The following is a 14616-nucleotide window of genomic DNA, read 5'->3' on the forward strand; positions in this document are numbered from 1 at the left end:
GAACCCAGTCGTTTCCTCTATTTTACTCTTATTTGATAATTATGACAACTGAATTTGACGCTCCTGTTCCGTCAATATGTATATTTTGTGAACATCTTCGCCCTCACGCCTTGTTCGCCCATCTGGGCCTATGGTATAATCACAATACTGGGATTTTTAGAAAGGACGATAATATGGATACTGAAGTACTGATTTCCGGGCTTGGCCTTCTCGTCACATTTGTCGGGATGGCTGTTCTTATCTTCAAGAGAGTTTCACCGATAATCATCGGCCCTCTGGCAGCCGTCTTCGTGTGCATCACCAGCGGACTTCCCGTATTTGACGGCGTGACTGACACCTACATGATAGGAACGACCGGGTTCTTCCTGTCATACTTCTTCATCTTCCTTCTGGGGAATATCTTCGGGAACTTATACCAAAATTCCGGGGCCGCTGCGAAGATCGGCTCCATAATATCAAAGAAATTGGGAGCGAAGCACTGTATGGCTGCCTGTATGTTCTCGGCTGCCATCCTCAGCTATGGTGGCATCAACAGCTTCGTCATCATCTTCGCCGTCTATCCTATAGCGCTGAAGCTGTTCGAGGACGCTGACCTGCCTACCTATCTGCTGCCCGGCATCGTCTGCGGCGGCATGTGGACATTTGCCATGACCGGCCCCTTCACGCCGCAGATACCTAACGTGGTGTCGATGCAGTACCTGGGAACGCCGTCCTACGCCGGCCTCATCCCCGGTCTTGTATGCGCCGTTGCCACAGCTATAGGCATAATAGTATACATGAACTATCAGGGAAAGAAAGCCCGCCTCAACGGAGAGCATTTTCAGTGGCCCGAAGGCGTGAAGCGCGTAGAAGAGGAAGAGGATTCTCCTAACGGTATCATTTCCATCATACCGCTGGCTCTGGTGCTGGTGATATTCAACGTGACCAAGCTGGACATCATCATATGCCTCCTCATCGGAATACTGGTGGCTCTGATACTTTTCTACAAGCACCTGCCTAGATCCGAGATGCTGAACATGTTCAACAATGCCGCCACATCCTCGATATCGGTAATAATCAATACAGCCGTCATAGTGGGATTCGGTTCGGTGGCCAAGGCAACGCCCTTCTACGCCTACGCTACGGATCTGCTGCTGGGTTCAAACGCCAATCCGTATGTAGTGGCGGTGGTAGGAGCCAATGTCTTCGCCGGCATACTGGGCTCAGCCTCCGGCGGTGTATCCCTCATGTACGAAACACTGGGCGACACCTTCCTCGAATACGCCAACCAGGGCTATAACCTGGGCTTCATACACAGGCTCTGCTCCGACGGCTGTGGAGGCATAGATTCGCTGCCGTGGAACGGCTCCATAGTTTCGGTCTTCGCCATATGCCATACCACCCACAAGCTGTCGTACAAATACAACTTCATGACAAACCTGGCGATACCGGTAGCTGCCATCTTCCTGCTGGAGCTGCCTATATGTATGATACTGGGCTGACGACGATATCGGACCGATGGCGGCGCCGTCCCGCCGACGCCCATTGCAAAGGAGGTATATCATGTCCGACGTGCTGTTGGAAAGGAAAAATCATACGGCTGTAATCACCATCGACAAGCCTGAAACCCTCAATGCCCTCTGTCAGGATCTTATCGGGCAGATAAACAGGGCCCTCGACGAAGCCGAAGCAGACTCTCAGGTATACACCATTATCATCACCGGTTCCGGCAGAGCTTTCATCGCCGGAGCGGACATCGGGGAAATGTATGAAAAGGACAGAGAAACCATAAGAAAATGGGCCGTCCTTGGCTGCGACCTCAATCTTAGGCTGGAGACCATGGCTCTGCCCGTCATCGCAGCTATAAACGGGTACGCGCTGGGAGGCGGCCTGGAACTGGCCATGGCCTGCGATATACGCATCGCCTCCGAAAAGGCCAGGATGGGTCTTCCGGAAACCGGTCTGGGCGTCATATGCGGCGCCGGCGGCACCCAAAGGCTTCCTCGCATCGTAGGCGAATCCAGGGCCAAGGAAATGATCTTCACAGCTGAAAGGATGGACGCCCGGACGGCCCTCAGCATCGGACTCGTCGACCGCGTCACCTCTCCCGAATCGCTTCTGGACGAAACTCTGGCTCTATGCAGCGCTATCGAGAAGAACGGCCAACTGGCGGTCAGAGCTGCCAAGAGAGCCATCAATGCGGCGCGCGATACTGATATACGGGATGGCTGTCGCTTCGAGCGGGAGATCTTCAGCTCCCTTTTTGACACGGAAGATCAGAAGACTGGCATGGGCGGCTTCCTGGCCGGAAAAAAAGATATCGTATTCAAGAACAGATAGAGCTTAACAGACAGCTATTGAGCAAATATATTCGAAAGGGTACCTTATGACTGTAAAATTCATAGACGCCAAAGAGGCTTCAAAGATAATAGAGGACGGCTCCACTGTCGCCATCGACGCATTCATCAGTTTCTGTCTCGCCGACGACATCATGGGCGAGATAGAGAGCAGGTTCGTCAGGGAAGGCCACCCTCGCGACCTCAACGTCATCAACGTGGCCGGCATAGGAGGAGACGGCAAAGATCGCGGTATAAACCACTTTGCCCACAAAGGGCTCATGAGGAGATTCCTGTGCAGCAACCTTAGCCTGGCCAACAAGGTTTATCCTCTCATCATGGATAACGCCTTTCCCTGCTTCATGATACCTCAGGGAGTACTCTCCCATATGATGCGTGCCATCGCTTCCGGAAAGCCCGGCGTGTTCACCGAGGTGGGAATGAAGACCTTTGTTGACCCCCGCGTCGACGGCGGACGCATCAATGACGCTGCAAAGGAATGCGACGACATCCCTGTACAGCTGATAAACCTCAACGGCTCCGAGTGCCTCTTCTACCCCGCCTTTCCCATCGACGTGGCCATCATAAAGGGGACCAAGGCCGACAGAAAGGGAAATATTTCCCTGGAAAAGGAAGCTATGCATCTGGAACAGCTGGAAATGGCTACAGCTGCCAGAAATTCCGGCGGCATCGTCATAGTCCAGGTGGATGAGATCGTCGACAGCGGCGCCCTCCATCCTCAGAAGGTCACCGTTCCTTCCACCCTGGTAGATTACGTGGTTCTTGGCTCCCCCGGAAATACAGGACAGCATTTTATCGAGGGGCTGCCGGATCCGGTCGATTCCTGGTGTGGTGATGAAAAGATACAACTGGAAGAAATCAAGAGCCTGCCCCTCACTATCGAAAAGGTCATTTGCAGGCGAGGGATCTTCGAATTCCAGGAGGATTCCTTCATAAACCTGGGGATCGGGCTTCCTATGAACGTGTCCAATGTCCTCAACGAAGAAGGTCTCATCGACGACGTATCGGCCAGTATCGAATCCGGTGTTATGGGAGGTGTCCCTGCTCCCGGCATCGCTACCGGCGCAGCCTATAATCCTGACGCGATACTTAAACAGCCTGATATGTTCGACTTCTACGACGGCGGCGGTATCGACTTTGCCTGCCTCGGTTCAGCCGAGATAGATATGCACGGCAATGTCAACGTATCCAGGTTTGCCGGTAAAGTTCCCGGCCCGGGAGGCTTCATCAATATAACCCAGGGAGCCAAAAACATATGCTTCATGGGAACCTTCACCGCCGGCAGAGAAAACGACATCCGTATCGAGGACGGCAAGCTTCGCATCGTAAGAAACGGCCGCAGCATAAAATTCGTACGGAACGTGGATCACATAACCTTCTCCGGTGAGAATTCCCTGGACAAAGGCCGGCAGAACGTGTTCTACATCACCGAACGGGCAGTCTTCAAACTGATGCCCGGCGGCCCTACGCTCATCGAGATCGCGCCCGGCGTTGACCTGGAAAAAGACATTCTGGCACTGATGGAATTCGAGCCTCAGATATCCGACGACCTGAAGCTGATGGATCCTCGCCTCTTCAGACCTGAACCAATGGGCGTGAGCCTGAAAAAGAAATAGCATCGTATATCAGCATCCCCTGAGACCCTTTTGGCGGACATTTCTTTCGCAAAAGCTCCGGGGATGCTTCTCTTTACAGGCATTCGTGCCGGATCCTGAAGAAAAGAGCGATTCCCGGCAGCGCCAACAAAACTTCGTGCCGGATTTTCGATATAAAGAAAAAATCCGGCAGCCAAATCCGGAAAAAATCGCATCTTCATGAAAAGCGTCCTTTTTATTTGGAATACATTTACAATTTTGTGCCGGATAATCGTACTATGCAAAAAATCCGGCAACCAGCCGTGTCCGGCTTGCCGGATATCATCAAATCAAAGAGGATTCGGCAAGAGCCTGTGTCAGCCCTGCCGGATTTTACACCATATCAAAAAATTCGGCAAACAGCAATGGCAACGCTGCCGGAAAATGAGTTGCAAACAAAAATCCGGCAAACGCGCCGCAGCGACGCCGTATGATACCGCATTGCAAATCGCGGCACTGCCGCACCACGGATCACGACTCGCTATGGATCACGACACGCTACGGATCGCGACTCATCGCGAATCGCTTTCTGCTTATACCACGGCCTCTCTTTTCCATCTACTCCCGCGGTATCTGAGGCAGAAGCAGACGGATCGGACAGCCCAGTCGACTACCATGGCTATCCATACGCCCAGGACGCCGATGCCGATAAACTCTCCCAGGAATACACCGAAAAATATCCTGAATATCCACATGGAAGCTACGCCTACCACCATGGTATACATTACATCCCCGGCTGCTCTCAACACGTTAGGCACTGTGAAAGACAGAGGCCAGATGAATACGGCCGGAGCGCAGTTGACGAATATCAGCTGTCCGGCGATATCCGCAGTCTCCTGAGAAAGGCCGTACATGTCCAGGATCAGCGGTATCGCCAGGATCATCGCTATATTGGTGATGATCATGATACCATATACCCATTTGATCAGCTTTCTGGCATAAAATCGTACCTGCTGATAATCTCCGGCTCCTACGCAAATGCTTATGACCGACACTACGCCGTATCCCATGGCCATGCCTGGAAGCACCGCTATCAGTGACGCTGTATTGGCGACGGCGTTGGCTGTGATAGAGGCTGTGCCAAAGCCGGATATCATGCTGAGAAGGATCAGCTTTCCCAGCTGGAACATGCTGTTCTCTATGCCGTTGGGAACACCTATCCTCAATATTTTCTTTATGAGACTCCAATCAGGTATGAGGACGAATTTCCTGCTGAGATGGACCTTTCGCTCCTGATTCTTGAGAAGGAACAACATTATCCCCGCGGCTACTATCCTACAGGCCAGCGTAGGTATCGCCACTCCTGCTATACCCATGCCGAATCCGTACAACAACAGCGCATTGCCTCCTATATTCACCACGTTCATGACGATGGAAGCTCTCATGGAAATATTGGAATTGCCCACGCTCCTGAAAAGCGCAGAGCCGGCGTTGGATATGGCTATGAACGGGATGGATGCCACCACTATCATATAATATGTATTACAGTTATCCATCACCTCGTCTTCTATCTCACCAAAGATGAGATGCATCAGACCTGTCCTGAACACATACATGACGGCTATGACCAGGAACGAGAACAACACGACGAACAATATCAACTGGTCTGCCGCCCTGTTTGCCTCCTTCGCCTTTTGCTGACCCAGATACTGTCCCACTACGACCGCGCCGCCCGTAGACAATGCTATGAATATGGTTATTACCAATACCATCACCGAGTCCACCAGAGATACAGCCGATACGGCCTCTTCTCCGACGCTGGCCACCATGACGGAATCCGCCAGTCCCACCGCGTAGACCAAAAGCTGCTCTACGAACAACGGCCAAAGCAACTTCAGAAGGTACCTGTTGGTAAACAGAAGCTTACCGCCTTTACCTTCCACCGCCAACTCATTTTTGTCACTCATACATGATCACCGCTTTTCAAAACAAATCCTCCTTAATAATATGATACTTTTAAATCCTACTGCACAATCCTGCTGTCACATAACCACAAATAGAGTGCAGACTATATACAGGTCTGCACTCTATATTATACACCTTGGATCCTCTAAGAGAAAAATTCTTTGATGGAATCCAGGAAACTGCTCTTTTTATGATAACAGTCACTGGTAACACTCTTGGCCATGGTCGCAATGGCCTTCTTCTGTTTAGCGTTGAGCTTGGTAGGTATCTCCAGCGTAACTTTGACGTACAAGTCACCTTTTTTACTGCTTCTGACGCTCTTGATACCTTTGCCTTTGAGCCTGAACACAGTTCCCGGCTGAGTCCCGGCAGGGACTTTGTATGAAACCTTTTCCTCTAAAGTCGGTACGACTATATCGTCGCCGAGAGCAGCCTGATCGAAAGTGATAGGTATCTCCAGCCACAGATCCTGTCCACGGCGTTCAAAGAGCTTATGAGGCTTGACGTTTATCACGATGTAAAGGTCTCCGTCAGGTCCTCCGTTGATACCCGGCTCTCCCTGCCCCTTGATAGGTATGACCGATTCATTGTCCACGCCTGCCGGTATAGTCACTGATATAGTAACGTTGTCCTTGACGCGTCCGCTGCCTCCGCAGTCTTTGCAAGGAGTCTCATTTATCTCTCCCGTCCCGTTACAGTCAGGACATGGCGACACGCTCTGGAACGTCCCCAGCGGAGTTCGCTGAGACGTCCTTATCTCCCCAGTGCCGCCGCACTTAGGACATGTCTTCTTGGATGTCCCCGGTGCCGCGCCGCTGCCTCCGCAGGTCTTACACTTGACCAGCTTGCTGATGCGTATCTGTTTCTTACACCCGAAGGCCGCTTCTTCAAATTCTATGGTTATAGCTTTCTGAAGATCGCTGCCCTTTCTCGGGCCATTCCTCCTGGAATTGTTCCTGCCACCTCCGCCAAAACCGCCGAAAGCGCCGCCGAACATATCGAAGATATCCTCGAAGCCACCGAAGCCTCCAAAGCCTCCAAAGCCGCCTCCCGCACCGCCGAAGCCCGAATTGGGATCGACTCCCGCGTGCCCGAACCTGTCGTATTTTTCTTTCTTCTCAGGATCGGAAAGTACGGCATAGGCCTCGTTGATCTCCTTGAATTTCTCCTCGGCATTTTTATCACCCGGATTTTTATCCGGGTGATATTTCATTGCCATTTTTCTGAATGCTTTCTTTATCTCATCATCACTGGCCCCCTTCTTCAATCCAAGGACCTCGTAATAATCTCTCTTATCTGCCATTATTTATCCTTATCCTCATCAACAACCTCGTAATCGGCATCGACAACATTGTCGTCCTGAGCACCGCCGGCATTGGTCCCGCCTGCCGCTCCTGCCGCTCCTGCGCCTGCTCCCATGTTAGGATCCGCGCCCTGCTGTGCCTGAGCCTGCTGCTGATACATCTTGGCCGATATGGTGTGGAATTTCTCTGTCAGCTTCTCTGTCTTAGCCTTGATATCTTCGATGTTGTTGGCTTCCAGAGCCTTGGAAAGCTCATCCTTAGCCGCGTTGATATCGTTTTTCTCTTCTTCGGAGAGAGAGTTTTCCAGCTCCTTGACGTTCTTCTCGGTCTCGTATACCAGCGTCTCGGCTCTGTTCCTGATCTCTATCTCTTCTTTTCTCTTCTTGTCCTGCTCAGCATACTGCTCGGCTTCCTTTACCTTGGCGTTTATCTCGTCCTCCGACAGCTTCGTCGATGAAGTGATGGTGATGCTCTGCTCCTTACCGGTTCCCATATCCTTGGCGCTTACGTTTACGATGCCGTTGGCGTCGATATCGAAAGTTACCTCGATCTGAGGGACACCACGTGGGGCCGGTGGAATGCCTGTCAGCTGGAACCTTCCCAGAGTAGTGTTGTCGGCAGCCATTTCTCTCTCGCCCTGCATTACGTGGATATCTACAGCAGTCTGGTTATCGGCGGCCGTCGAGAAGATCTGGCTCTTCTTCGTAGGTATCGTCGTATTTCTCTCGATGAGCTTGGTAGCTACGCCGCCCAGCGTCTCGATGGACAATGACAGCGGAGTTACGTCCAGCAGCAATACGTCGTTTACCTCTCCCGTAAGCACGCCTGCCTGGATAGCTGCTCCGATGGCTACGCACTCGTCAGGATTTATACCCTTGAACGGCTCCTTGCCTGTCACCTTCTTTACGGCTTCCTGTACAGCCGGTATCCTGGTGGAACCGCCTACCAGTATTACCTTGGAAATGTCGCTGTTGCTTACTCCGGCATCGGCCATGGCCTTGTTCATAGGGCCGATGGTCCTGTTTACCAGTCCCTCTGTCAGCTGCTCGAATTTAGCTCTGGTTATATCCATATTCATGTGGAGAGGTCCGTTTTCGTTTACCGTGATGAACGGCAGGTTGACGTTTGTCGTCTGTGCGCTGGAAAGCTCTTTCTTGGCCTTTTCAGCGGCTTCCTTGAGTCTCTGGAGCGCCATCTTGTCGTTTCTCAGATCCACTCCGTTTTCCTTGGCGAAGCTGTCAGCCATGAAGTTCAGCAACGCTTCATCGAAGTCATCGCCGCCCAGCTTGTTGTCGCCGTTGGTGGCCAGTACTTCGAATACGCCGTCTCCCAGTTCCAGGATGGATACGTCGAAGGTACCGCCGCCCAGGTCATATACCAGTATCTTATGCTGAGCCTCGTCTTTATCGAGACCGTAAGCCAGTGACGCCGCCGTAGGCTCGTTGATGATCCTCTTTACATCCAGGCCCGCGATCTTTCCCGCGTCCTTGGTAGCCTGCTTCTGGCTGTCGGTAAAATACGCCGGTACCGTGATCACGGCTTCCGTTACTTTCTCGCCGAGATAGCTTTCAGCGTCAGCTCTCAGCTTGCTCAGGATCATTGCCGATATATCCTGTGGTGTATATTTTTTGCCGTCTATCTCTACCGTGTAATCCGTTCCCATATGTCTCTTGATGGAAGAGATCGTTCTCTCCGGATTGGTGATGGCCTGTCTTTTGGCTGTCTCGCCTACCAGTCTTTCACCGTTTTTGGCAAATCCCACTACCGATGGCGTGGTCCTGTTTCCCTCCGCGTTAGCTATTACTACAGGTTCTCCCCCTTCAAGAACCGCTACGCACGAGTTTGTAGTTCCTAAGTCGATTCCTATTACTTTTCCCATTTTGTTTTCCTCCTCAATATATGATTTCGAAAGCTAGTCTGCGACCTTTACCATGGACGGTCTGATCACCTTCCCGTTCAGGGTATAGCCTTTTTGCATAACGCCGGAAACCTTGCCGCTTTCGTATTCTTCAGTTTCCTCCTTCATCACCGCGTTGTGGAAGTTCGGATCGAACTCCTCTCCCAGCGCTGCGATCTCAGCCAGGCCGGACTTTTCAAGTACGTTCCTGAGCTGCTTGAATATCATTTCCATACCCTCTTTGAAGCCGTCTCCCGCTTCATCCTGTCCCAGCGCTCTCTCAAAATTGTCCAGCACCTCCAGCATTTCGGTTATCAGCTTCTCATTGGCGTATGAATAAAGATCTGTCTTTTCTTTTTCCACCCGCTTCTTATAGTTCTGAAAATCAGCCATAAGCCGCAGGTATCTGGTATCGCTGTCTTCATCAGCGTCTTTTTTATCGGGAGAGGCTTCTGCTTCTTCAGCTTTCTCACCGGTCGTGCCTTCAGACTGCCCTTTTCGGGCGTCTTCATCCTTCACATCCTGGGAAGCGTTTTCCTGAGCCCCGGCCTCTTCCGTCTTTTCTTTCTTTATATCTTCCGCGTCAATCTTTGTCATCCTCGTCTCCTTCCGTGATCATAAATGCCCTGCTTATGTTATCCGTAAGGTACTCAACGACTGAGGTAACCTCACCGTACCGCATCCTCGTAGGTCCTACCACTCCTATCTTGCCCACCATCTTGCCGTCTACGTGATAGGTTGCCGTGATGAGGCTGCAATCCTGCATCAGCTCATTCTGGTTCTCGTTCCCTATGGTTATTATCACTCCGTTTTCCCTGTTTATCAGGGTCCTGGTGAAATCCTCCTTCCTGCTGACCATTTCCAGGAAAACCTTCGCCTTATCAAGGTCGTTATACTCAGGGATGGAGAATATGTTGGTAAGTCCATCCATATACAGATTGACATTGAGCATGTCTTCCAACGTCTTGATAAAATTAGGAACGATCTCGTTTTCAAACATCGCCATCGATTCAGCATCCGCCTTGAATGACTTTATGATATCAAAAGTCAACGCTTCACTCAGCGTCTTGCCTCGATAATTATATGTCATCATCTTGGCCAGTATCCTCAGTGTCTCCTCAGAAGCAGGCCTGTTCATGTGTACCGACGTATTGGATACCCGGCCGCTTTCCGAGACGATCATCAGCACTACCGTGTGCTCGTCCACAGGAAGCAGGTTCACATATTTGAGTGTGTCCTGATCCTGTTTAGGCGTCATGGCGAAGGCCGTCAGATTGGTTATCTCAGACAATATATGGGCTGCCCTCTGGACTATCTTCTCCAGTTCGGACACATTGCTGTGAAGCTGTGCCGCTATGGCATCCTTTTCTTCCTCCGTCAGCTCACGCTTTTTCATCATCTCGTTAACATAAAGCCTGTATGCCTTCTCGGAAGGCACCCTGCCCGATGACGTATGAGGATGGGTCAGATAACCCATCTCCTCCAGATCCGACATTTCGTTTCTTATGGTCGCGGGACTGACACCCAATTCATAATTCTTGGATATAGTCCTGGACCCTACCGGTTCGGCAGTCCTGATGAAGTCAGCTATGATAGCCTGTAATATCTTCAGTTTTCTCTCGCTTAAATTCATCTTCGACCTCCCGTTGTTAGCACTCTTTATCTCCGAGTGCTAACTACAGTTTAAATTTACCACTGCATGTCATCAATGTCAACACTTATTTGAAAAAAATTTTTGTTTGCTCCGCGATTTTTACAGGAATGAATTTTTTCAGACCGAAAAGATACAGATAAGCTTCCTTCACAGCTTTGCCGCCGGCCTCCTCAAGAGCTTCCGCGTATATCCTCATCTGGCCTTCGTACCGTCTGACTGTCTCCTCTTCATCCGCTTCGCCGTCCGCATGAGTGTTCTTGTAGTCGATGAGGACCAGCCCGTCATCCTCCTGGAAATAGCAGTCTATCATACCCTGGACTATGACTTCCGCTCCCTTTATCCTTCGGCTGGATATGAATTCCCGTTCCTTGTACATGACTTCCGCCGTCGCGGCCCGCCTTCCCACGTCCTGACGGAAAAAGGCGTCGATGTTATCTATATCCACGGCTTCCATCTCCTCGTCAGACAGCCGCTGATCCCTGTGAAGCTCTTCGGCCACCTGGCGGATGTATCCCTTTCCCAGGGACAGCGCCTGTCTGAAATCCAGCTTTTCCATCACCAGATGCATTGCCGTCCCTGCCTGGGCTGCCGTCAGCTGCTTCTTTTCCACGGAAAAATCAGGCCGCATGAAGTCAGCCGCCGTTATCCTCCTGTCTCTCTCCGAAAGTCCTGCTCTGCTCATCTCAGTAGCGGAATATTTTGACTTAACGCCAGCAGCATCCTCATACGGATATATAAATGAAAGCCTTTCATCTATCAGCTGGATCGCTTCCTCGTTCCGCTCCTTCCGGCTCCTGTCGAATATATCTGCCATATGGATATCCGATACCGCCTGTCTCGCCTGAAGAACAGCGCCTGCTCCACCTCTGTGTATTTCTATCGTCTCTCCTGCCTCTTTCATCGGCGCATAGATCATCTCCAGGAAAGATCCGGCCTTTCCTCCGCTCTCTTCCAGTTTCTCCGGATCCTTCACCGTTCCTGTCAGCAATAACTGATCCATGGCTCTCGTCATGGCCACGTAAAGTATCCTTATTTCTTCCTCCAGCTCCTCCTCTGCTTTCTTCGCCTCTATGACACGCTGCAGCAAAGTTTTCCTGTGCCATTTGCCTTCCAGATCCACATGGGGCATCCCGAGAGCCAGATCCTTGTGCATGACCGTGGATGTCCCTGCCCCTCGGTATCTTATCATGCGGCCCATCCCGGTCAGGATGACGATGGGGAATTCCAGACCCTTGCTCTTGTGGACTGTCATGACTCTCACGACATTCTCTCCCTCTCCCAGTACCTTGGCCTCCCCTATGGATATGTTGTTCTTTTTCATTGCTTCGATATATGATATGAAGCCATATAGGCCACTGTGGCTGTTCTGCTCGAACTGCCCCGCCTTTTCCACCAGGAGCCTCAGGTTAGATATCCTCCTTTTACCGGCCGGAAGACCGCTGCAGTAGTCGAAATATCCTGTATCGTAAAGCAGTATCCTGGTCAGCTCCTCCAGCGTCACGGTGTTCTTCAGCTCCTTCCAGCAGGCTATCTGGCGAAACATCTCCTCTATCTTCGCCGCCAGCGCAGCTGCATCTTCGTCGCCGCCATGATCTGCCTCCGCAAACGCCCTGACCGCGTCGTAAAAGCTGCCGTCCCGCTTCTCTATCCTCACCGCCGCCAGCTCCCTGACATGAAAATCGAATACCGGAGAGCGCATCACCGATATCAGCGGGATGTCCTGACGGGTGTTATCGATTATCCTCAGCAGATTGACGAACACCTGAACTTCCACTGTCTCGAAATACCCACCCGTATTCTCTCCGTAGGCCGGGATCCCTTCGTTGTTCAGAAACCGCTCCATCCTTCCGATGGCTGACCTGCTTCTGGAAAGGACGACGATGTCTCTGTATTCCACCTTTCTGGCGACGCCCTTCTTTACATCATATATCTCATTTCCCAGGCTTTCCCTTATCAACTCCGCCACCAGCTGCGCCTCAGGATCGAGGTCTCCGCGGATGTCCTCAGCCTCACTGCCGTCCACTATATGGCATTGAGTCGCCATGCCGGGATGGACCTCGTCCACCGTGCATTTCAGCCGTGCATTCTCATCATACCCCTCCATAGCTGACGAGAAGACTCTGTTGACAGTCTCCGTGACAAGCAGCTTGCTCCTGAAATTGCTGTTGAGGTCTATCTTCACACTGTTTTCCTCTGACTGCCGTGCGTACAGCTGATATTTCCTCCTGAATATTTCCGGCTCCGCCAGCCTGAACTTGTATATGCTCTGCTTCACATCGCCTACCATGAACAGGTTTCTCCCGTCGGTTATCCTTCCGACGATGGCCTCCTGGAGCAAATTGCTGTCCTGAAACTCGTCTATGAATATATATCTGAATCTCTTCCTGTATTCGTCCGCCGCCATATCGTCCCGGAGTATGAGGATGGCGTAGTGCATCACATCGTCAAAGTCCACCATGTTCCTGTCGGCCTTCATTTCCCTGAAGATCTCTTCAAACTCCTTCAGCAGCCCCGTCAGATACATGGTGTCCTCGTATCCGGCTCGCAGCTCCTCGTCGTAATCCTCCATGGTCCTGGCGAAATACTTCTTCTTCAAGTCATCCAGCGCTTTCTTACCGCCCTTTCTCAGCCTGGACACCTGTTCCTTTACCTGGTCATAATCCTCCTGCTGGCTCTTGGCCGCCCGCATCTGATTGAACTTCACTGTCGATATGAAATCGTTGAAAAGCTCCAGCTTTTCAGCCGCCGCGTCTTTTTGCCCGAGCCTTTCCGCCATATCTGTCAGCTTCTCCACATCCTGAGCCGCCTTCTCGCTGAGACTGTCTATGCCGGCCTCTTCCAGCGTCTGCACCGCTCTTTCGTAGAGCCTGCAAGCCTCTGCCACACCTTTTTCCACTTCGTCCGCTATAAAACCTGTAAGCCCCAGCGCTTCCGACGGTGACTTGGCATCCAAGAGCCGCGACGTCCTCTCCGCCCAATCCATATACTGAGGAATGCTGCGCATCTCATCATACAGCGATATGATGTTCTTCTTTATCCGCTCTTCGCTCCTGTCGCTGCTGTATTTCCTCAGGAAAAGTGAGAAGGCATCATAATCCTCCTCGAACCTGTCCTCAAAAAGCCGGGCCGCTGCGTCGTTTTTCATGATTGATACCTCTACATCATCTCCAATGGAAAACCCCGGCTCCAGATCCGTAAGGTAAAAGTATCGCCTCATCACTTCCAGGGCGAAGGTATGGAAAGTGCTGATGTTAGCTCTCGGCATCATGGAAAGCTGCCGCCTCAGGAAGCTCCTGTCGGCTCCCGGCTCATCCATCTGCTTCGATATGGCCTTTTCCAGGCGGCTCTTCATCTCCGCCGCCGCCGCATTGGTGAAAGTTGTTATGAGGAACCTGTCTATATCCGTCTTCTCATCTATCACCAGCCTCGTTATCCGCTCTATCAGCACAGCAGTCTTTCCCGATCCTGCCGCCGCTGACACCAGGATATTTTTCCCTCTGGTCTCTATCGTCTCTTTCTGTGGTTTCGTCCACTCCATAAGCGCTTCCATCCTTTTCTCTTTTTCCGCCCTTTTCTCCCGGCTTCCGTGCGATATCCCAATTATATCAGACTCGCCCCCGGCTGAAAAGGCTCTCCCGGCAGGCATATCTGTCCCGATTCTGCCACCGGTACTTCGCAAAATATGCCAACACCCTGAAATTTTCATGACTTTTAGGCATAAATAGCGCTTTTGATACGGCTTCGGCAATATCCAAATGCCTATAACTCGTTTTCAAATCAGTCCTTTTAGCATATTTCGAAAGCCAACACACAAATTTTATGCCAAAACAAACTGATTTATCGCAGTCTTTAGCATTTTGCCCTCGGCAAGAACTCCTCAAAACTG

General features: G+C 51.4%; 9 protein-coding genes. 3 read left to right on the top strand and 6 right to left on the bottom strand.

All coding sequences use genetic code 11. The annotated features are described in order from the left end of the window. Positions 1–173 precede the first annotated feature (173 nt). The 3 genes from ACQY69_RS03630 (at position 174) to ACQY69_RS03640 (ending at position 3952) form a co-directional block, all read left to right on the top strand. Positions 174–1481 (top strand): GntP family permease, encoded by a 1308-nt coding sequence (locus ACQY69_RS03630; RefSeq protein WP_428258693.1) that lies wholly within the window; start codon positions 174–176, stop codon positions 1479–1481. Positions 1482–1542: 61 nt separating this feature from the next. After that, positions 1543–2319, top strand: coding sequence for an enoyl-CoA hydratase/isomerase family protein (locus ACQY69_RS03635; protein WP_428258695.1), 777 nt, complete (start codon positions 1543–1545; stop codon positions 2317–2319). Positions 2320–2365: 46 nt separating this feature from the next. Continuing rightward, the gene (locus ACQY69_RS03640; RefSeq protein WP_428258697.1) at positions 2366–3952 is read left to right on the top strand and encodes an acyl CoA:acetate/3-ketoacid CoA transferase; all 1587 of its coding nucleotides are present in this window, start codon (positions 2366–2368) and stop codon (positions 3950–3952) included. A 551-nt stretch (positions 3953–4503) separates the two neighbouring features. Here the strand turns inward: ACQY69_RS03640 and ACQY69_RS03645 are convergent. From ACQY69_RS03645 to addA, 6 genes are all read right to left on the bottom strand, one after another. Further along, positions 4504–5877 (bottom strand): MATE family efflux transporter, encoded by a 1374-nt coding sequence (locus ACQY69_RS03645; protein WP_428258699.1) that lies wholly within the window; start codon positions 5875–5877, stop codon positions 4504–4506. Positions 5878–6020: 143 nt separating this feature from the next. Continuing rightward, entirely contained in the window at positions 6021–7178 is a 1158-nt protein-coding gene (gene dnaJ / locus ACQY69_RS03650) for a molecular chaperone DnaJ (protein WP_428258701.1), read from the bottom strand. Further along, positions 7178–9058, bottom strand: a complete 1881-nt coding sequence (dnaK, locus tag ACQY69_RS03655) for a molecular chaperone DnaK (protein WP_428258702.1) — start codon at positions 9056–9058, stop codon at positions 7178–7180. Before dnaK ends, dnaJ begins: the two co-directional genes overlap by 1 nt. Positions 9059–9091: 33 nt before the next feature. Continuing rightward, entirely contained in the window at positions 9092–9673 is a 582-nt protein-coding gene (gene grpE, locus ACQY69_RS03660; protein ID WP_428258703.1) for a nucleotide exchange factor GrpE, read from the bottom strand. Continuing rightward, the gene (gene hrcA, locus ACQY69_RS03665) at positions 9660–10709 is read right to left on the bottom strand and encodes a heat-inducible transcriptional repressor HrcA (protein WP_428258704.1); all 1050 of its coding nucleotides are present in this window, start codon (positions 10707–10709) and stop codon (positions 9660–9662) included. The genes grpE and hrcA overlap by 14 nt, the downstream gene beginning before the upstream one ends. 85 nt (positions 10710–10794) lie before the next feature. After that, positions 10795–14280: a helicase-exonuclease AddAB subunit AddA gene (addA, locus tag ACQY69_RS03670; protein WP_428258705.1), complete on the bottom strand. Its 3486-nt coding sequence runs from the start codon at positions 14278–14280 to the stop codon at positions 10795–10797. Positions 14281–14616 lie beyond the last annotated feature (336 nt).

Origin of the sequence: Gallibacter sp. Marseille-QA0791 (assembly GCF_965119705.1) — a bacterium.
Lineage (GTDB): Bacteria > Bacillota > Clostridia > Peptostreptococcales > Anaerovoracaceae > Lentihominibacter > Lentihominibacter excrementipullorum.